The organism is Paenibacillus sp. LHD-117, from assembly GCF_030929555.1.
Classification (GTDB): domain Bacteria; phylum Bacillota; class Bacilli; order Paenibacillales; family Paenibacillaceae; genus Pristimantibacillus.
This window is the reverse complement of record NZ_JAVFVT010000031.1, coordinates 1-19,717: the sequence shown is the minus strand read 5'-3', so window position 1 is coordinate 19,717 and position 19,717 is coordinate 1. Positions and strand designations below refer to the sequence as shown.

The 19,717-nt window shown below is 56.1% G+C and carries 15 protein-coding genes and 1 rRNA gene; 2 read left to right on the top strand and 14 right to left on the bottom strand.

Annotated features, from left to right (window positions below; genetic code table 11):
- Nucleotides 1–249: 249 nt before the first annotated feature.
- The 13 genes from clpC to RB620_RS21645 form a co-directional block, all read right to left on the bottom strand.
- Nucleotides 250–2,715, bottom strand: coding sequence for an ATP-dependent protease ATP-binding subunit ClpC (clpC, locus tag RB620_RS21705; protein ID WP_308097989.1), 2,466 nt, complete (start codon nucleotides 2,713–2,715; stop codon nucleotides 250–252).
- On the bottom strand, nucleotides 2,712–3,812 hold the full coding sequence (gene mcsB, locus RB620_RS21700; RefSeq protein WP_308097988.1) for a protein-arginine kinase McsB: 1,101 nt from the start codon (nucleotides 3,810–3,812) through the stop codon (nucleotides 2,712–2,714). The genes clpC and mcsB overlap by 4 nt, the downstream gene beginning before the upstream one ends.
- 203 nt (nucleotides 3,813–4,015) lie before the next feature.
- Nucleotides 4,016–4,543, bottom strand: coding sequence for a protein-arginine kinase activator protein McsA (gene mcsA, locus RB620_RS21695; RefSeq protein ID WP_308097986.1), 528 nt, complete (start codon nucleotides 4,541–4,543; stop codon nucleotides 4,016–4,018).
- Between the two features lie 26 nt (nucleotides 4,544–4,569).
- Nucleotides 4,570–5,031 (bottom strand): CtsR family transcriptional regulator, encoded by a 462-nt coding sequence (locus tag RB620_RS21690; protein WP_308097984.1) that lies wholly within the window; start codon nucleotides 5,029–5,031, stop codon nucleotides 4,570–4,572.
- 335 nt (nucleotides 5,032–5,366) lie between these two features.
- Nucleotides 5,367–6,794: an aldehyde dehydrogenase family protein gene (locus RB620_RS21685; RefSeq protein ID WP_308097982.1), complete on the bottom strand. Its 1,428-nt coding sequence runs from the start codon at nucleotides 6,792–6,794 to the stop codon at nucleotides 5,367–5,369.
- Nucleotides 6,795–6,897: 103 nt separating this feature from the next.
- Nucleotides 6,898–8,286, bottom strand: a complete 1,389-nt coding sequence (locus tag RB620_RS21680) for a sensor histidine kinase (protein ID WP_308097981.1) — start codon at nucleotides 8,284–8,286, stop codon at nucleotides 6,898–6,900.
- A complete protein-coding gene (locus RB620_RS21675; RefSeq protein WP_308097980.1) occupies nucleotides 8,283–8,960 on the bottom strand; it encodes a response regulator transcription factor in 678 nt (225 codons plus the stop codon). Before RB620_RS21675 ends, RB620_RS21680 begins: the two co-directional genes overlap by 4 nt.
- A 40-nt stretch (nucleotides 8,961–9,000) precedes the next feature.
- On the bottom strand, nucleotides 9,001–9,987 hold the full coding sequence (locus RB620_RS21670; RefSeq protein ID WP_308097978.1) for a FecCD family ABC transporter permease: 987 nt from the start codon (nucleotides 9,985–9,987) through the stop codon (nucleotides 9,001–9,003).
- Between the two features lie 13 nt (nucleotides 9,988–10,000).
- Entirely contained in the window at nucleotides 10,001–10,969 is a 969-nt protein-coding gene (gene isdE, locus RB620_RS21665; RefSeq protein WP_308097975.1) for a heme ABC transporter substrate-binding protein IsdE, read from the bottom strand.
- A 38-nt stretch (nucleotides 10,970–11,007) separates the two neighbouring features.
- Nucleotides 11,008–12,030 carry a heme uptake protein IsdC gene (isdC, locus tag RB620_RS21660; protein ID WP_308097973.1) on the bottom strand — a complete coding sequence of 341 codons (1,023 nt, stop codon included), beginning with the start codon at nucleotides 12,028–12,030 and terminating at the stop codon, nucleotides 11,008–11,010.
- A gap of 173 nt (nucleotides 12,031–12,203) precedes the next feature.
- A complete protein-coding gene (gene isdG, locus RB620_RS21655; protein ID WP_308097971.1) occupies nucleotides 12,204–12,536 on the bottom strand; it encodes a heme oxygenase in 333 nt (110 codons plus the stop codon).
- Between the two features lie 40 nt (nucleotides 12,537–12,576).
- Entirely contained in the window at nucleotides 12,577–13,575 is a 999-nt protein-coding gene (locus RB620_RS21650) for a FecCD family ABC transporter permease (RefSeq protein WP_308097970.1), read from the bottom strand.
- Nucleotides 13,572–14,507 carry an ABC transporter substrate-binding protein gene (locus RB620_RS21645; protein ID WP_374121448.1) on the bottom strand — a complete coding sequence of 312 codons (936 nt, stop codon included), beginning with the start codon at nucleotides 14,505–14,507 and terminating at the stop codon, nucleotides 13,572–13,574. Before RB620_RS21645 ends, RB620_RS21650 begins: the two co-directional genes overlap by 4 nt.
- Nucleotides 14,508–14,987: 480 nt before the next feature.
- On the opposite strand from RB620_RS21645, the gene RB620_RS21640 reads away from it, so the two are divergent.
- Both RB620_RS21640 and RB620_RS21635 read left to right on the top strand, forming a co-directional pair.
- Nucleotides 14,988–15,362, top strand: coding sequence for a hypothetical protein (locus tag RB620_RS21640; protein ID WP_308097967.1), 375 nt, complete (start codon nucleotides 14,988–14,990; stop codon nucleotides 15,360–15,362).
- Nucleotides 15,363–15,454: 92 nt separating this feature from the next.
- Nucleotides 15,455–18,997 carry an NEAT domain-containing protein gene (locus tag RB620_RS21635; RefSeq protein WP_308097965.1) on the top strand — a complete coding sequence of 1,181 codons (3,543 nt, stop codon included), beginning with the start codon at nucleotides 15,455–15,457 and terminating at the stop codon, nucleotides 18,995–18,997.
- A gap of 427 nt (nucleotides 18,998–19,424) precedes the next feature.
- Here RB620_RS21635 and rrf read toward each other — a convergent pair.
- A 5S ribosomal RNA gene (gene rrf / locus RB620_RS21630) occupies nucleotides 19,425–19,541 on the bottom strand.
- Nucleotides 19,542–19,717 lie beyond the last annotated feature (176 nt).

Genomic DNA, 19,717 nt, shown 5'->3' with positions numbered 1-19,717 from the left:
CTTTAGCATGCCGACTTTCGGTTAGATTCATTATCGGTCGAATCGGCTTCAATTGTGAATGATTTCCTTCCTATCCAACTTGATTGCCAATGGATTGATTTTCAGTGAAAATCGACAAAATGAAGAGATTAAAATTCGAGTACAAAGCAGTTTTTATTCAATCAGAAGGTTTAATTTATGCAAAAAAAAGCATCCTCGCTCAGGAGGATGCTTTTTTTCTATTGCTCGATTCGTTGCTTTTGCTCGCCTTTATTTCGCCGCCGATTCTTCCTCGGCTTCAGTTGGTTTCTTGACGTTCTTCGAGACGACGAGCGTGCCGTCCTTCTCGTCGATGACGAAGGAGTCGCCCTTCTGGATCAGACCCATCAGCAAGTCTTCGGAAAGACGGTCCTCGATATGCTTCTGGATCGCGCGGCGCAGCGGACGTGCCCCGTATTGCGGATCGTAACCTTCCTTCGCGAGGAAGCTCTTAGCCGTATCCGTCAAGGTGAAGTCGACTTGCTGCTCTCTCAGGCGTTTGCGCAGCTCGTCGGACATCAAAGTGACGATCTGGGCGATATGCTCTTCGCCGAGCGAATGGAACACGATCGTCTCGTCGATCCGGTTCAGAAACTCCGGACGGAAGCTCTTCTTCAGCTCCGCCATGACTTTATCCTTCATGACGGCGAAGTCGCGACCCGCGTCCTGCACGGCCGTGAAGCCGAGGGACGAATTTTTCTTGATTTGATCCGCGCCGACGTTCGACGTCATGATGATCAGCGTATTGCGGAAGTCGACGACGCGTCCTTTGGAATCGGTCAGTCGTCCATCCTCCAGCACTTGCAGCAGGATGTTGAATACTTCCGGATGGGCTTTCTCGATCTCGTCTAGCAGGACGACAGAGTACGGCTTGCGGCGAACCTTCTCGGTCAGTTGGCCGCCTTCTTCGTAGCCGACATACCCCGGAGGAGCGCCGACCAGTCGGGATGTCGAATGTTTCTCCATGTATTCCGACATGTCGATGCGGATAACCGCGTTTTCGTCGCCGAACATCGCTTCCGCGAGCGCGCGGGCCAGCTCGGTTTTGCCGACGCCGGTAGGACCAAGGAAGATGAACGAGCCGATCGGACGTTTTGGATCCTTCAGTCCCGCTCTTGCGCGACGAATCGCGCGGGAGACCGATTTGACCGCTTCCTCCTGGCCGATGACGCGGTCATGCAGAATATCTTCCATTTTCAGAAGACGCTCGGTTTCTTCTTCGGCCAGCTTGCTGACCGGAATGCCGGTCCAGCTTGCAACAACCTGCGCGATATCCTCCGGCGTCACCTCGGAATCGGTGCGGCCTTGTTTCTCTTTCCATTGATTCTTGGTTACGTCGAGCTCTTCGCGGATCTTCTGCTCCGTATCGCGGAGCGCTGCCGCTTTCTCGAACTCTTGGCTTTGAACCGCGGCATCCTTCTCCTTGCGGATATCTTCCAGACGGTTCTCCAATTGCTTGAGATTCGGCGGTACCGTATAGGAGTTCAGCCTTACCTTGGAGCTCGCCTCGTCGATCAAGTCGATCGCTTTGTCCGGCAGGAAGCGGTCCGTAATGTAACGGTCAGACAGCTTCACCGCTTGCTCGATCGATTCGTCCGTAATTTTCACGCGGTGATGCGCCTCGTAACGGTCGCGCAGGCCGTGCAGGATTTGAATCGCTTCGTCGACGGAAGGCTGGTCGACCGTAATCGGTTGGAAGCGGCGCTCCAGCGCGGCATCCTTCTCGATATACTTACGGTATTCGTCCAGCGTCGTCGCGCCTATGCACTGCAGCTCGCCGCGAGCAAGCGCCGGCTTCAGAATGTTGGAGGCGTCGATCGCGCCTTCCGCGCCGCCCGCTCCGATGAGCGTGTGCAGCTCGTCGATGAACAGAATGATATTGCCCGCTTGGCGGATTTCATCCATGATCTTCTTCAGCCGGTCCTCGAATTCGCCGCGGTACTTCGTACCGGCCACGACGGATCCCATATCCAGCGTCATAACGCGTTTGTCGCGAAGCGTCTCCGGAATTTCGTTCGCGATAATTTTTTGCGCGAGCCCTTCCGCGATCGCCGTTTTGCCGACGCCCGGTTCCCCGATGAGCACCGGATTGTTTTTGGTTCGGCGGCTGAGCACTTGAATGACGCGCTCGATTTCTTTGCTCCGGCCGATAACCGGATCCAGGTTCCCTTCCTTCGCGTAAGCCGTCAAGTCCCTGGCGAGACCGTCCAGCGTCGGCGTGCTTACGTTCGTCTGCGTGCCGTGGTTGCTCGACACTGCTTCGCTGCTGCCCAGCAGCTGCAGCACTTGCTGGCGCGCCTTGTTCAGGCTGATGCCAAGGTTGTTCAAGACGCGTGCCGCCACGCCTTCCCCTTCACGGATCAGGCCAAGCAGGATATGCTCCGTGCCGACGTAAGTATGGCCGAGCTTCCGGGCTTCGTCCATCGACAGCTCGATGACCTTTTTCGCCCGTGGCGTATATGCGATATTGTTCGGCTGCTCTTGGCCGCGTCCGATCAGCGCTTCGACTTCGTCTTGAATCTTCTCCAGACCGAGTCCGAGCCCGATCAGCGCTTTCGCCGCGATGCCTTCCCCTTCCCGGATCAAACCGAGCAGGATATGCTCCGTTCCGATATTGTTATGGCCGAGGCGTACCGCTTCTTCTTGAGCAAGTGCCAGCACCTTCTGCGCACGTTCCGTAAATCTTCCAAACATCATATTCCTGCACCCCCATGATCAATCTCGGATTCAGATTCAACAACCTTCAATTTCTCCCGAATGAGCTCCGCGCGCCTTACGTCGCGTTGCTCGGTACTCATCTTCTCGTTAAACGTTTGCTGCAGGTATCCCGGCTGCGTCATCACAAGCAGCTCGTTCAACACTTGAGGCGTAACGCCAGGCAGCAGGTCCAGATCGACGCCGAGCCGCACGTCCGACAGGCGCTGCGCCGCTTCCTTCGAATCCATGATCACCGCATGGGACAGAATGCCGAAGGATCGTTTCACCCTGTCTTCCGTCCGCAATCTCGAATCCGCCAAGAGCCGCTTTCGCGCCGCTCTTTCATGTTCGATAATTTGTCTTGCGACATCGTGCAAGTTATCGATGATTTCCGTCTCGGACTGGCCGAGCGTAATCTGATTCGAAATTTGGAACAGATTGCCGAGCGCTTCGCTGCCTTCCCCATAGAGGCCTCGGACCGCCAGACCAACTTGCGTGACCGCCGTCAAAATCCGGTTGATTTGCTGCGTTAACACGAGTGCCGGCAAATGCATCATAACTGATGCCCGGATGCCCGTTCCGACGTTCGTCGGACAGGTCGTCAGGTACCCGCGTTTCTCGTCGAACGCGTAATCCGCCTCTTCTTCGTAAATATCGTCAATTCCGCTGGCCAATGCCCATGCTTCGCCGATTTGGAAACCGGGATATAAACATTGAATGCGCAAATGGTCCTCTTCGTTAATCATGATGCTAACCGCTTCGTTCTCGCTAAGTACGACGGCGCCGCCTCGCGACTCGTTCGCCAGATTCGGACTGATGAGATGTTTCTCCACCAGCACCCGTTTGTCCAGCTCGCTAAGCTCGGACAGGAGGATGGTCTCGAATGATCCGATCTCGTCCAGCTTCCCCGACTTGCTCACATCGGCAAGCTGATCCAGCACTTCCGTCGCTTGCGCGCCTGTCGCCAGCATCGGGAACGGCTGATGCCGCAAATTGCGGGCCACCCGCACACGGCTGCTGATGACGACGTCGGAATCTGGACCGAGACCCCTCATCCAATCGCTCAGCGCATCTTGTGAGAAACGATGTTTTGACACCACCATCACTCCTTTCCTCAAGAGGAGATTCAAAACCTCCGCTTGCCATTACGATGCTTACTCAAGATGTTTATTCGACTTCGAATCTTGAACTCAGACGGTCCCTCCGTTTCTCACGTAGCTCTGCTACGCTCCGATACTCGTGCCTCGTCTTCGTTCAACCTTCTCGGTACTGACAACCGAATGTTTTGAACTTCCATTTCTTATAGCTCCGCTATTTTGCGCTCGAGTTCGCGGATTTCGTCGCGAAGCTTGGCCGCGCTTTCGAATTCCTCTTGTTCGATATGGGTATGCAAGTCTCTGCGCAATCGTTCGATTTCTCTCCTGCACTGGATTCGCCCGCCGGAACGTTTCGGAATTTTGCCGCTGTGCATGGTGCTGCTATGCACGCGCTTCAGAAGCGGATCAAGCCTACCTTCGAATGCTTGGTAGCAGGAGCTGCAGCCGAACCGGCCGATCTTGCTGAATTGCGTGTACGTCAAGCCGCATTCTTCGCAGCGCACGGGCTGCTGAGGCGCATTGTTCAGCGCCGAAGCGGAATTTCCTATGGCATTAAAGTCCAGCAGGCCGGATAACAGGCTGTGGATGGAGAAGCTGTTCGGAGAACCCGGAATGCTCTCGCCCCGCTCTCGGGCGCAGCTTTCGCAGATGTGGAACTCCGTCTTCTCGCCATTCAAGATTTTCGTAAAATGAAGCGTTGCCGGCTTCTTGCCGCATTCTTGGCAATACAAGCCACAGTCCCTCCTTCCACTATTCCCTATTTGACGAGCAGCGAGATGAGCATGGACCGCAAAAGCCTAGCGCGCATCTCGTCCCGAAGCGGCAGCATGAGCGCGATCGTATCCCGGTGGATCGCCGCCCTCAGCAGATTGGACTCGCGCGCCGTAATCATGCCCGCTTCCTGAAGCTGATAGATCAGCCCTTCCGCGGCGCTTTGATCGACGCTGTTGCCTACCGTCCGCTCGATATGGTACTGAAGGGTCTTCAATGCAGGAAGATCGACGCGCTGAATGCGGATATATCCGCCCCCGCCCCGCTTGCTCTCGACCATATAGCCCTTCTCCAGCGTAAACCTCGTGCTGATCACGTAGTTAATCTGGGAAGGAACGCAGGAGAAGCGGTCGGCCAAGTCGTTGCGCTGAATCTCCACCGCGCCTTCTTCGCTGCCGTCCAGCATTTGCTTGAGGTACTGTTCAATGAGATCGGAAATGTTACGCAAATCACCAACCTCCCTGAGTATCGCCTTCAGAAAGCCATAATGCCTGGAAACCCCAAGCGAGGTTGCAGCTCTTGTTGACTTTGACTTTCTTTGACTTTAACTACATTATACTCAAAATATTCCGGGGGTCAAGATGGAAAGTTTAAATTTTCTGACGATTTCGATTTGGCGTCAAATCCAGCTCCGTTATAACTGGAAGTCCGCACTTAAAAAGCCGAAGCGCCCCATATCCTCTAGCTTGGTGCGCTCCGGCTTTATTTATACCCGTGCCTGTTCGTTCTTGCCGCGGTTTTTTGATCCCGGAGCGTGATGGCGGCCCGCCTTCCGGCCTGTCCTTAAATGCTTCGGTTCACGACGACCAGCTTAAGCTCCGTCATCTCCTGCACGGCGTATTTTACGCCTTCGCGGCCCGTGCCGCTTTCCTTCACTCCGCCATAAGGCATGTGGTCGACGCGGAAGGTCGGGATATCGTTTATCATGACGCCGCCGACATGCAGCTCGTCGGCCGCTTGAAGCGCTTTGCCAATGTCGTTCGTATAAATGCCGGCCTGCAGCCCGTATTTGGAATCGTTCACAAGCGCAATGGCCTCCTCCAAGCCACTTACCTTGCCGATCATCGCGACCGGCGCGAACAGCTCCATGCAGCTTACCTTCATATGGGCAGCCGCGTCGGTCAGCACCGTCGGCGCAAGCGCGCCGCCGCTCAGCTTGCCTCCCGTCACGATCTTCGCGCCGCCTTCCGCCGCTTCCCGCACCCACGCTAATGCCCGCTCCGTCTCGGAGACCGCAATCATGGCGGACACGTCGGTATCCGGTTCAAGCGGATCGCCAACCTTCAATTGTTCGGCGGCATGGCAGAATCGGCGCACGAAGTCATCGAATATGGCCTCATGCACATAAATCCGTTGCAGCGAGATGCATACCTGGCCTTGATTCGAGAACGCTCCCGTGACGCAGCGCGGAATGATCCTCTCCAGCTCCACGTCCCGGTCGACGATCAGCGCCGCATTGGAGCCTAGCTCGAGCGTCACTCTTTTTAGGCCGGCCCTCTCCCGCCGGCTTTTCCCGACCTCCGGGCTGCCCGTGAACGTCACCATCGAGATGCGGTCGTCTTCCACGATGCCTCCGCCGACGATGCTTCCCGCTCCCGTCACCACGTTCAGCGCGCCGGGCGGAAGACCCCCTTCATGGAACAGCTCCGCGATCATAAAAGCGGAGAGCGGCGTCTGACCCGCCGGCTTCAGCACGACCGTATTGCCTGCCGCGACGGCCGGCCCTACCTTATGCGCCACGAGATTCATCGGGAAGTTGAACGGCGTGATCGCGCCGATTACGCCAAGCGGTTCACGGACGGTATAAGCCAGCCTGCCTTCGCCGCCCGGCGCCGCGTCGAGCGGGATCGTCTCGCCGTATAGCCGCTTCGCCTCCTCCGCGGCGAACTTGTAGGTTTGAACGGTCCGATCGACTTCGGCCCGCGCGTATTTGAGCGGTTTCGCCGCTTCCAGCGCGATGAGCCTCGCCGCCTCTTCCCTGCGCCCATGCAGCAATGCGGCTACACGCTCCAAGATTGCCGCCCGTTCATGAGCGGGCATCGCGCGCATAAGCGAACGCGCCCCATATGCCGACGCGATCGCATCGTTAGTTTCCTCGATCGTAGCGGCCGGCACTTCTGCGATCATCTCATTCGAATGCGGGGATCTCAGCTGTACGTAGTGAGCCGGCTCACGCCATTGCCCGTCGATCCATAATGATTTGCGCAACATGCTCCTGCCTCCCCTATCGCCGCATCTAGCGTAGCGGCCAACTCTTGTAGGCATTATAGCAACATGTGCAGCGATCATCAACGAACCGCATCATCGAACCCCTTCAACGAACGGTCTCGTCCGGAATTCGCACCGCAAAAGTCGTCCCCTCTCCCGGCCGGCTCTCCGCCTCGATCGTGCCGCCGTGCAAATGCACGATCTTCTGCACGATCGACAGCCCGAGTCCCGTGCTGCCGGACCGGCGGTCTCTCGCGCTGTCTCCGCGATAGAATCGGTCATAGATGTAAGGCAACTGCTCCTCCGGGATGCCATGTCCCGTATCGGCGATCGTGACGACGCATGTCCCTTCTTCCTGCGCGGCCTGTACATGAATCGATCGGCCGGCGGGAATATGTTTCACCGCGTTGGAAAGCAGATTCGACCATACTTGCATGAGCAGCACTTCGTCGCCGTAAATCATAAGCTTCCCCGGAATGAGCATTCGGACGGCCACTTCCTTTTCGGCCAGCTGCCATTCCAGAAGCTGCAGCGCCTGGCGGAGCTGGGGCTGAAGCAGGAAGGACTGCTTGCCCGGCGTATAGCCGGAATGATCCAGCGTCGAGAGAAGCAATAGTTGTCTGCTGAGCGCCGCAAGATGACGCGTTTCCTGACCGATGATCGAGGCGTAATAACGAATTTGCTCGGGATCCGCGTCTTCCCGGATAAGCGAATCCGCATATCCTTGGATGGAAGCGAGCGGCGACTGTATTTCGTGGGAAACGTTCGCGACGAACTCTTTTTTCGTCCGGTCCGATCGCTCGAGCTCCAGGCTCATTTTCTGAAAATGGTTGGCCAACTGACCGATCTCATCCTTGCGCTTCATCGGAATCCGGAAGTTGTATTGTCCTTGCGCCACTTTCTTGGTCGCTTCCGTCAGCCGGATAATGGGCTGAACCAAATAACGCGCACTAAGCAGGAAATACGGTATGCTGAACAGTACGGTAAGCGCGAACATAACCAGGAAAAACATCCGCAGCTCGTCGAACTGGAACCGGCTGTCTTGCCGCAGGAATAAGGCGTACCCTTCGGCTTCGGCCGAGACGGATACGCCTACCGTATTGCTGAGGGCATTATCGAAGTAGCCGGTCTCGAACGCCTTGTTCGGATAATCGGCGACGCCGTGGTACGCCTCTCCGCGAAGCACCCGACGCTTCGCATCCTCGCTCAGATCGTTCTTCGCGAACGGCCTGCCGAAATAAATATCGTTGCCCTCTTCGTCGTACACATAGATTCGATACCCGAGCTGAGCCGTGCTGAACAAATAATCGCCCATCGCCTCGGGATATTGTTCGATATGATCGCGGATTTGCTCTGCCGTACGCATGAGCTTGGCATCGTTGCCCGGCTTCTGGGATCCATGATAATAAGCTGTCGCAACGTAATACCCGAGGAAGCTGCTTATGGCGATGGAGTACACGGTCACGAGCAGGACGCGGACGTACAGCGATCTCATGTAGTGGGTACCTCTAGCTTGTACCCGATCCCTCGAATCGTATGGATCGCGAAGCCGCGCTCGCTCTCCGGGAACCTTTTGCGCAGCCTTTTGATATGAACGTCCACCGTTCTTTCGTCCCCGTTGTAGTCCGTGCCCCAGATCATGCGGATCAGTTCGTCTCTGGAGAATACCCGCCCCGGATATTCCGCCAGCTGGGCAAGCAGCTCGAATTCCTTGAGCGGCAGAAGCAGCACCTCTTCGCCGTCGACGATCTCGTAATTCTTCCGGTCGATGACGAGCCGATTCAGCCTGATCTTGTCGCTGGAGGCGAGGGAGTAGCGACGGAACAACGCCTTCACCCGGTACAAGATCTCCGGCAAGTCGAACGGCTTCGTCACGTAATCGTCCGTCCCGCTCAAATACCCCTGCTCCTTGTCGCTGAGCTGGTCGCGGGCCGTTAGCAGGATGATCGGAATGTCGTAATTTCTGCGGGTGAATTCGCATAAAGTCAATCCGTCCACTTCCGGCATCATGACGTCCAAGATCGCCAGATCGACCGGCTGCTTCTCGAGCACCGCCATCGCTTCACGTCCGTTCTGCGCCTCCAATACGCGGAAGCCTTCTCGGGTCATGTAATGGCCAAGCAACGTGCGGGTGTTGGAATCGTCGTCGGTAATGAGCAATTGTTTCATTGTTTTCTCTCTCGCCTCCCGTTCCCGCTGCCAACCGCTTTTATTTGTAGAACTTATCGCTTCGTTTCAACATCAGAATGAGGAACGGCCCCCCAATGACCGCCATGATGATCGACGCGGGAATTTCCGCCGGCGCGAGCACCGTTCTACCGATCGTGTCCGCCGCCAGGATAAGAAGCGCGCCGCCCAATGCGGAGAAGGGAATAAGCAGCTTATAGTTCGAGCCGATAAGCATTCGGCCGATATGGGGTACCAGCAAGCCGACGAACATGATAAGCCCGCCGACCGCGGTCGCAACCGACGCCAGCAGCACGGCCACCGCCGAGATGAGCAGCCTGACCCGCACGACCCTCAGGCCGAGATTACGAGCTGTCTCGTCTTGGAAGCCCAGCATATTGCACCAGGCTCCGAGCGTAAGCGCCAAGAGCAAGCCGATCCCGCCGAAAATGCCGAGAATATGGACATCCTCCCACGTCTTCATGGTAAAAATCGATGAAATAGCCTGATTTACGCTCGTCACCGCGTAGCTCCCGCGATAATTAAACGATTGCCCGAGCCCGGTGAACGTCGCGTTAATGGCAATGCCGACCAGAATTAGCCGAAGCGGATTCAGCTGCGTTCGCCAAGAAATCGAATAGACCAGGTAACATGCCAACGCCCCGCCCAGCACCGAGAACAGCGGCGACCAGAAGTAGAGCATCGGGAATACGGTCACGACCGCGATGGACACGAGTCCCGCTCCGGATGAAATCCCGATAATGCCGGGCTCGGCGAGCGCGTTTTTCATGACGGCCTGCAGGAGCGCCCCAGACACGGCTAACGCCGCACCGGACAGCATCGAGACCAGAATGCGCGGGAATCTCAAATCTTTAATGATATCAACTTGTTCGTTCATGCCGTTAATGAGTCCGTTCGCGAGTTCCCCTAACGAAACCTTGATGCTTCCCGTCATCGCGGAGAACAAGGCGAGGGCCGCGAGCAGCGCTGCGGTCACGAGGAGTATTCCGTACGCTTTTGTCTTCGTCATCGTTCACAATCCTTTATGGCTGATTCGGATAGAGCATGGGCAGCAAAGCTTCAAGCGCTTCCCCTACGGCAAGATTGCTCGTCGTTCCGAACAGCTTCTCTTCCAGGTCGTAGACACGTCCCGCCTGCACGGCATCGAAATGATGCCATATATCGTTTTTCTTGAACTCCTCGTCGAACATCTTGACCACTTCCTCCGGCATCCCGTGCGCGGCGCGCAGGATGACGTCCGGGTTCGCCTGCTGCAAATATTCCGTGTTCGACGCGAGGAACTCGACCTTCTCGCCTTGCACGATGTTGATGCCGCCAAGCAGCCTCACCAAATCCCCGATATAGGAGAGTTCGGTGGCGACCAGATAGCTGCCGGGAACGCCAAGCAAAATAAGCACCGTCGGCTTCTCCTTCCCTTCGGCAGCTTCGCGAATGTGTTCCAGCGTCGCATCGTATTCGTTCACGATCGCGGCCGCTTTCTTTTGCTTGCCGTATTTCTCGCCGAGCTTCACGATTTCCGCCTGCATCTTCTCCAAGCTGGTCAAATCGAGGAAGGTCGCCTCGATCCCCGCATTTTCGAACACGGGTTCCAGATCGTATTGGAGCGTCGTCACGGACAGCACTTCGGTCGGTTTCAACGACTTGACCAGCTCCATATCGGGGCTCATCGGATTGCCGACCTTCGTCACCTTGTCATACCGTTCCGGCAGCGTCTTCACGCTCTTCGGAATGCCGACCAGATCGATCTCGAGCCTATCCATAATTTGCGTTATGGCCACCGTCGTCGACACGATGCGGCGCTCCGTCTCCTCCGCGGACGGCTCTTTTCCAGCTTCATCGCCGCTTATGCCAGCCGAGCTTTCCGCGCCGCTCGTGCCGACCGTTTCAGACGGCGCTTGCATATTCGCCGGGGCAGGCGTATCGCCGCAGCCTGTCAGAACAAGCATGGCAAACGCAAGCCCTACCGCTAGCTTGACGCTTCCTCTCCACATCGTCCCTATCCTCCCATGCAGCCGGCCGTCCGTCGTGATTAGCCGGCTCTCCTTCTCCAGATATAAACGCCGCCAATCGCTAGAATGAGCAGCGCGGCGAGCGGCGTCCACCATACGAATCCGCTGCCCTTACCGCTATCCGCCGGCATTTCGGCCGTATCGCCGGCCGCCAATGCGGGCGCTGCCTCGCCTTCGCTTGCCGCCGCCTCGCCGGCTTGGCCGGAAGCGCCGGCGAGCTGGGCGCCGCCCGAGCCGTCGCCAAAGCCGGATTCGACCGCTCCTGCATCCGAATGCTCCCCCGTCTTGCTTTCGCTATCGCCGTTCGCTTCTTCCTCGGCTTGACCGACCGTCGCCGAAGCGGAAGGCTCGGCGCTTGCCGCCGATGGCTGAGGCGCCGCTTCGCCGTTCGCGGCAGGTTTCGACGTTGCCGCGCCGCCTCCGGATGACTCGCTTCCTGCTTCTACGGACGCTGCGGGCCTCTCGGTCACCGCCGCATCGGCCGAAGGCTTGGTCGTCTCCGCCGGCTTCGCGCTAGGATTCTCGGCCGACGCCGATTCATTCGTCGGTTTCTGTGTAGGCGCGGCAGTCGGCTTCGTCGTAGCCGCAGCCCCTTTCACCAGCTTGAAGCTGTCCGGATCGAAGACGAATCGTATCGTATAGTCGTGGTCGTAGTCGATCTCTTCGACCGTGACGTGAATTTTGGACTCGATCGGCTTCGTAATATCCGCTGCGAACTCCACCAGGCGGGTATCCGCCTTTTTGTTCGAGCTGATGACTTTCGTATCCACGTACCCGCCGCCGCCCGGCACCTTGAATTGTGTGACCCAGTAGCTGTGGTTGATCGTGACGCGTACCGTGGCTTTGCCGCCCTTCACCGTAACCGTGGCCGGCTTCTCCCAATAGTCGTTCGCCATGGAGACGGAGTCGTTCTCGGCCTTCAGGATCAAATAATCGGCGGTATACGTTCCGTCCGCGAGCTCCCCCGCCGCCTCCGCGCTTCCAGGCCATGCGATCATCCATATCCACAAAGCGGCGATCAAGCCGCCTATTCTCATGTTCATGCCATGCCATCCTTTCGATCCGCGCTTATATATGATAATGATAATTATTATCATCAGTATCCTACCAGTATTTTCTTTTTGATGTCAATCTTTTTTTCCAACGAACTGCCTTTCCTGCATGGAAAAGGGCTTCAAGAGCCGATAGCCGGCTCTCGAAAGCCCGTGGAATTTCCTTATACGCTTTGTGCTTCGGCTTCAGGCAGCGGATGGCGAACGATTTTGACATCGTAGAATGCGATTTTGTTCGAAATGATGTATTCCGGCGTTTCCCGGTGGGAATGGGATTCGCGGAACGCTTCGCTGCGCGTCCAAGCCTGGAAGTCCTCCTTGCTCTCCCAGCGGGTGCTGACCGTCACCTCATCGTACTCCTTCGTGTTTTCAGTCAGCATGACCTCCAGGCCCAGAAACCCTTTCATCCCCTCTACTTTCCCTACTCGGTTGAAACGTTCGATCAGCTTCACTCCGCTGCCCTTCGTTATTTGCGATACGTTCGTGACAATTACCATTGTCGATTCCTCCCTGGTTTGTGGTATTGGCATGAGCCATCTATCGGATCAGCCTCCTTCTCTTCAGCAGCACTAGGAAAAACGGCGCCCCCAGACACGCTAACAAAATGCCGGCCGGCAGCTCGAGCGGATCGAACCAGCTCCGTGCCGCCGTATCGGCGACGACCATTAGCGCGGCTCCGCCAACGATCGAATAGGGGAGCAAATAGCGGTAATCCTCCCCGATCAGCAGCCGTACGGCATGCGGCACGATCAAACCGACGAAGCCTACCAGGCCCGCTACGCTGACCGCCGTTCCTGCAAGCAAGGACGCTAGCGCGACGATCAGAAACCGTTGGCGCTCCACGTGCTGGCCAAGCGAGGAAGCCGACTGATCGCCCAGCATCAGCACATTCGTTGTCTTTGCCGCGAACGGCGCTAGCAGTAGTCCGATCGCCGCATACGGCAGCATGAATTGCAGATGCGGCCAGCTTCTGCCGCTTAGCCCCCCTGCCAGCCACGGCAGCACGCTTTGGATCCGGTCGCTGTTCAGCACCATGATGCCGTTCATCACGCCTCCGAGCAGCGCGTTCACCGCGATGCCCGCCAGCACGATCTTCACGGGCGAGCTGCTGCCGTCCCAGGCTAGCAAATAGATGGCCAAGGAAGACAGCAACGCCCCCGCGAATGCGAAGCCCGGCAACAAGTAGGCAAACTGTGGGAATAAGATAAGCGCCACGACCGCCGCAACGCCTCCTCCGGCCGACACGCCGACGATGCCGGGATCGGCCAAAGGGTTGTGCATAACGCCTTGCAGCAGCGCACCGGATGCGGCCAGGCAGGCGCCGACAAGCAATCCGACCAACACCCGCGGCAGGCGCAAATCCCAAATGATCGTTTCATGCGCCGTATCCCCCGTACCGAACAAGGTATGCCATATCTCGGCGACCGAGATCGATACGGAACCGCTGCCGATGCCATAAAGGATTGCCGCGACCAGCAGCGGCGCGGCCGCGATGGCGAGCCATCGCCTGCGAGCGTTTCGGGTCTTCACGCTCATGGCTTCAGCAGCTCCGCCAGCAGCTTCGCAGCTTCGGCGACCCGGGTGCCCGGATTCGTTCCGAACAGCTCCGCCGGAAGGACATGAATGCGCCCATCGCGCACGGCTTCAAGCGAGCTCCAGGCCGGATTGCCTTCCATCTCGCGGATGAACCCTTGCTGGACCTCATCCGAATTGCCGTGCGTCATGATCAGGATGGCTTCGGGATCCGCTTCTACGACGCGTTCCGTGTTGAGCTGGGCATAATGCGGGTAATTTTGCAGCCTAGGAAACTCCGCGGCCATATTAAGTCCTCCCGCCATCTCCAGCAGATTGCCCGCCAGCGATTTCGGTAACGCCGCGAGATAGTTACCGGGCGCCCCGTATACCATCAAGACGCGCGGCTTGCTCTCCGCTATGTTGGCGTTTAGCGCAGCCAAGTCGGCATCCAGCTTGGCGATCAGCTCGGTCGCCTTCGCTTCCTTCTCCAGCAGCTTTCCGAACAGCTCGATCTGTCGTTTGATGTCCGCAACGGAATTCGCCTGCGTCAGCACCACCTTCGCCCCGATGGCCTCAAGCTGCGGAACGTCGTTGCGATTGATCGGATTGTTGCCCAGAACGACATCCGGCTTCAGCGAAGCGATTTTCTCCAGATCGACCGTATGGACGGAGCCGACGACCGGTACGTCCTTTACTATGTCTTCGAGAAGTCCGCCATGATCCTCCGGTCTTCCCGCGACGGTTCCCCCGAGCGCATAGACGATATCGACCTCGCCGTTGCCAAGCGCCACGATGCGTTCCGGCGCTTCCGCGAAGGCTACCTTCCGATCGGCAAAGTCCGTAATGACGATTGTCCCGGCCTCAGCCTCCATACCCGCGCCTCCGCTTGCCTCTTCCGACGCGCAGCCCGACACCAGGCATGCCGCAATGACAAGCGCGAGCAACAGCCCCATATGCCGTTTGTTTGTCCCGTTTTTCCATGACTCTAGTTGGAATGAAACCTTCACTACGCTGACCCTCCGGTGTCCCCACTACTGAGAGAGATTATCAATAACTGCTTCACGAGGATTTTACTTCGCCATTGTGAACGGAGCATGAATTCCAGATTACAGTTTTCCTCCTGCTCTCCTTCGACGCCTTTTCGAATAATTTGTAATGTAAAGTTCATGCTCCGTTCATAATCGGGGAGTACAATTCGTGGCGTAGTCAAATTTTGGGTTTGGTCGAAAGGCTATATTTTTTTGATTGTTCATTGAGAATGATAATCATTTACTAATATAGCGCTTTTTACATTAGCAGCCAGGCCGATGAGAAGGAGGCGAATGCCCGCAAATAACGAGTACGTACATCATGGATGGCACAATAGCATGTCGCAATTTCGCTCGACCGTTAATGGGAAACCAAAAACCAAACCAAAAGGAGTGTTCTTTAAGATGGCAAAAGTTCTGAAAAAATCGTTGACCTTGACTTTGTTGGTGATGACGCTGGTAATGGCTATGGCCGCTTCGGCCTTCGCTTCTTCCGAAAGCTATGAATTCCATTACGCGGGCAGCTATCATTCGCATTCCAGCTCCTATATCGCCGGCCCAGCCGACGTAAACGGAGGACAAGTGACGATCACGCTGACGGGCAACTACTTCCCTGAAGTCAAAGTCGGCGGCACGTCCTACTACGGCTCCTACAATTCCGGCACGAACCTGACCACGTTCGTATTCCCTGGCAGCGCGGCGGCGGACATCCCGCTCGAGTTGAAAGTCGTAGCCGGCCCTCATGCCGCCTGGTATAACCTGACGCTGGTCTGGATTTAAGTAGAACTCGCACTATCTCTTATCAAGCAGGAAGCGGTCGATTGTTCATCGCCGCTTCCTCTTTTCAAATTTGAGCCAAGGGAGTTATTTCAGTGAACGTATCGATTAAAAAAACCTTCGCGATGCTTCTCGCATTCGCGCTACTGCTCGCCAGCGTACATATCGTGCCTGCAGGGGCAGCTGTCGCCGTTCGCGACGGCGTATTCACGATTCCGTTCCGCTACGTGGCCGATGGATCGACCTCATCATCCGCGGCAGATCAATTTGTCGTCAAAGACAACGCGAAGTTGATCATCCAGAATGGCAAAGTTTTTTTTGAGCATCAAGTCAGCAAAGCCAATCACGCGACCTTCGCCTATTTCGGAGCGCGAAATCCGGGCGCGGCAAAAGCCGTTATTTCGACGGTGAACAATCAAGAAGTCGTTAGCGGTATCGATGGATATACGCCGGCGGTCGCGCGTGACGCCGAAGCCCCTCACACAGACAACGTCGTTCTTCGTCTAGAAATCGAAGACGTTTACGCCAAACAAGATATTTTGATGCATATTCACGATACGGAAAATATTTTCGGCTTGCCGACCAACTATAACCACTGGTATAACGTTCAACTGGAGCTCCAGCTGGATGGCATCGACTTAACGCCTCTTCCAGGCGGTGGCGGCGATGGCGGCAATGTCACTGTCACGATCGAAGCGTTTAACGAACGCCTGACGGTTGGCAAAAGTGTATACGCCGCGACGACCGAAGGCGACACGGACGGTACCTATCCCACGGCCGCAAGACAAGAGCTGCAAACTCAGATCTCATTAGCCGAATCGATTGTCGCGGGTAACCCCGGCAACCAGAATCTGCTGATTGCGGCTTATCATATTTTGGATGAAGCGATCAAAAAATACGAAGCGTCTCGCATCATTGTGAACCGATCGTCGCTCTCGACTTGGATCTCGGGCGCCAAAGCATGGCTCGCCACGGATCCCAAAGATGCTGGCTTTGCCGAGGGCGGAGCGGCTGCATCGGCTACCTTCGGCGCCGCTTTCTCCGAAGGCGAGTATCCCACGGATTTCCCTACGATTCAATATGATGAAAACAGCAAGCTGCTGGGGCTCACTGACAAAGTACGTAAAAACATCGATGCCGCCGAAGCTTTGTTAGCCGATCCTTTGGCGACCCAGAGCCAAGTCAATACCATGTACGCTAACCAATTGGCTGCCTATGATTGGAATGAAATTGCCAAACGCCAATTCTTGCATTCCGAAGTTGAAATTTACGTACTGGATTCCGTTGCTCCTGGCACGGATACGGAATCCGTATACGCCGGCGAAATCGGCGACACCGCGGAAGTCCTGCAGCAAGCAGGCTACTACGAATCCTTCGCCAATATTACGTTCATCGACAATCCCGACGACTCGATCATCTTCACGGATCAGGTCATTGCCCAGCCTTCGCTGAACGCGAACACGGGACTCTACAACAAAAGTTATTCTAGCACGCCTGCCAAACCTGTAACGTCAAGTACGACGGACAACGAGAAAGTGTATCAAACCAAAATCAGGCTCAATAACAGCTCCTATCCGCAGACCGACATGCTCTGGCAAGGCATTACGAAGCTTAAATATCCGATGAAATTCGAAAATAATATGTTAACAGAAATCCCAGGCGTCGCGCCAAGAGAGATCTTCATCAGCTTCAACGCGGCCCAGCATAAAGCTTTGCTCGCGTTAATCGCGGAAGCTCAAGCGCTTCATGACGGAGCAGCAGCGGGCACCGAAACCGGCCAATACCCGCAAGCCCTCATCGATAAACTCCAGGCCGCGATCGATTCCGCGGAAGTGACCGGGGGATGGAAGGCGGCGCCAAGGCCGAAGATTTTAACGGCAACGACGTCGCTGCAAGCCGCAATCAACGCTTTCAAAAACGGCGTGACGAGAACGATCCACTTTAGCGCCGCCCATGCGACGGACGAAGCTTTCTCGACGATGGAAAGCTACTTCCGGAAGCCGGCTGTCATTACTTACGTTAATGAAACAACCAGCCAAATCACGTTGACGATTCTGAATAGCGCCTCCGTACCCGAGTTTAAGATTAAGTCGGGCGATCAATTCGTAGCCGCTAACGTCGTAAGTGAAGACGCCTCAGCCAAGACGCGAACCGTTTCGTTCGAAATCAATTCTTTAACCGCGCTTGTAGATGCCCAAGTACGAACGGTCGTGCCGCAACAAAATTACGACCGAACGCACACTATTCGCCTGAACTTCAACAACGTCGATAACAGCAGCCTGTATGCGCTGATCCGTGGGGCCAAAGCCGCGCACGATGCGGCGGTTGTCGGCACCGCCCAAGGGCAATATCCGGAATTCGCGAAAACAGCGTTTCTGCTGGCCATTACCACTGCTCAAAAAGAAGCGGTTCGTCTCCCTTCGACGAACGAGACGACATCTGCGGCTTACCAGGTTCTAGAGCGCTCTTTCGTGACGTTTAAGTCCTCTTCCGTAGCTGGTAACCCAGGCAATCCGGGCAATCCGGGCAACCCAGGCAATCCCGGTAATCCCGGCAATCAGACTCCCCAATATCCGGCGGACGGCAACTATCTCATGTCGTTCCGGGTACTGAAGGACGGAACGGAAACGACTTCCATTATGAACTCCTACGTGGAGACGTCGGCTTTGGTGAAAGTCGCCGGTGGGACGAAGACCGTTTCCTTCACAGTCAAACAAAGCACAGAAATTGTGAGTCTAACTTTAAACGGAAGCAGCGGCTCCATCACTAGCAGCAATCCGAGCGCCAATTCCCGCGTCGTCACCTTTACGTTGTCCGACCTCTCCTCCAAAGTCGCCGGATGGGTGGACGTAAACTGGCCGGCCATCAACTACGTGCACAACTACAACATCCAATTCCAATTCAACGAAAGCTCCGCTACATATGCTGGCGAGAATCCGTCTGTACCCGGGGGCAACGGCAACGTAGGCGCGCCGCCGGGAATGGACATGGATGACGTGCCGGATACGGAACAACCTGGTGAAACGGACGAGGAGAGCGAACAACCGGAGGAAGGCAGTGATCCCGACGATGATGAACAGTCTCCTGGGAACGGAGCCATCTCATTTTCGGACACGGCCAATCATTGGGCAAATTCGGCTATCAAGAACGCCGTGAAGCTCGGGATTGTCAATGGCTACACCGATGGCAGCTTCCGTCCCGACAACACCGTATCGCGCGGCGAATTCGCGGTAATGATTAGCCGCGCGCTTATGCTCGAAGGCGAGGATACGGATTACGTCTTCAGCGACGCCGACGCCATTCCGGATTGGGCCGAAACTCATATAGCAAGAACGGTCGCCGCCGGCTTGATGGCCGGATTCGAGGATAGCTCCTTCCGTACGGGCGAAAGGCTTACCCGGGCGCAGCTCGCCGTCATCATCGCGCGAGCCGCTAATTTGAAGCTCACAGAAGGCGAAACCGTAGACTTCAGCGACTCGGCCGATATCCCGGCTTGGGCACAGAAGGAAATCGCAGCCACGGTCAAAGCCGGCCTGATTCTAGGCAAAGATGATCGATTCGCGCCAAATGATACGGCAACAAGAGCCGAAGCTCTGACGCTGATCATTCGCCTGCTGGAGTACTTCGATTCCAAATAGTAGAAGAATCTCTCCTATTAGGTGTTAAAATAGAACTGCCGGAGCGTCAGATACTCTCCCGAAGGGAGAGTGAAACTAAGCTGCGAAAAAATCAACGAGCCCTACCGACTGATTCGTAGGGCTCGTTGCTGTTTGCTTTAGCGTTGTTCTGTGTATAGCTTTTCTTGAATCTTGGCTTCCGTGAGTAGCGATGTCCATTCCGCACCGGGATGATTAAGCTTCGAAGCTGTTCATCCCGGTCGGCGTCTAACCCTACCTCTAAAGGCCGGGTCCCACTTCGTTGAATGGCTTCGATCAAAAGGGTTAGACACTCTCCCAGTCGGGAGAGGAACGTCGCCCGGGGACTTTGGGAAGGAGGACTACGTCAATCCTAAAGTTCCCCGAACGCACAAAAAACCTACCGTATCAAATACGGTAGGTTATCTGTGCTTGGCGACGTCCTACTCTCCCAGGACCCTGCGGTCCAAGTACCATTGGCGCTGGAGGGCTTAACGGTCGTGTTCGGTATGGGAACGCGTGGTTCCCCTCCGCCATCGCCACCAAACGTAGCATGCAAGGGTTGCACACTGAAAACTGGATACGAAAGGTTTGCTGAACCTTGTTAGCTGTTGCTTGTCGCTTGTATGAGCGGATCAAGCGTGTAGGATAAGCCCTCGACCGATTAGTATTCGTCAGCTCCACACATTGCTGTGCTTCCACCCCGAACCTATCAACCTCGTC

What these genes read in the sequence shown, in the direction of transcription:
- clpC (WP_308097989.1), bottom strand. Translation starts at nt 2,715, where the DNA reads ATGATGTTTGGAAGATTTACGGAACGTGCGCAGAAGGTGCTGGCACTT.
- RB620_RS21685 (WP_308097982.1), bottom strand. Translation starts at nt 6,794, where the DNA reads ATGTTGCGCAAATCATTATGGATCGACGGGCAATGGCGTGAGCCGGCT.
- RB620_RS21680 (WP_308097981.1), bottom strand. Translation starts at nt 8,286, where the DNA reads ATGAGATCGCTGTACGTCCGCGTCCTGCTCGTGACCGTGTACTCCATC.
- RB620_RS21675 (WP_308097980.1), bottom strand. Translation starts at nt 8,960, where the DNA reads ATGAAACAATTGCTCATTACCGACGACGATTCCAACACCCGCACGTTG.
- RB620_RS21670 (WP_308097978.1), bottom strand. Translation starts at nt 9,987, where the DNA reads ATGACGAAGACAAAAGCGTACGGAATACTCCTCGTGACCGCAGCGCTG.
- isdE (WP_308097975.1), bottom strand. Translation starts at nt 10,969, where the DNA reads ATGTGGAGAGGAAGCGTCAAGCTAGCGGTAGGGCTTGCGTTTGCCATG.
- isdC (WP_308097973.1), bottom strand. Translation starts at nt 12,030, where the DNA reads ATGAACATGAGAATAGGCGGCTTGATCGCCGCTTTGTGGATATGGATG.
- isdG (WP_308097971.1), bottom strand. Translation starts at nt 12,536, where the DNA reads ATGGTAATTGTCACGAACGTATCGCAAATAACGAAGGGCAGCGGAGTG.
- RB620_RS21650 (WP_308097970.1), bottom strand. Translation starts at nt 13,575, where the DNA reads ATGAGCGTGAAGACCCGAAACGCTCGCAGGCGATGGCTCGCCATCGCG.
- RB620_RS21645 (WP_374121448.1), bottom strand. Translation starts at nt 14,507, where the DNA reads ATGGGGCTGTTGCTCGCGCTTGTCATTGCGGCATGCCTGGTGTCGGGC.
- RB620_RS21640 (WP_308097967.1), top strand. Translation starts at nt 14,988, where the DNA reads ATGGCAAAAGTTCTGAAAAAATCGTTGACCTTGACTTTGTTGGTGATG.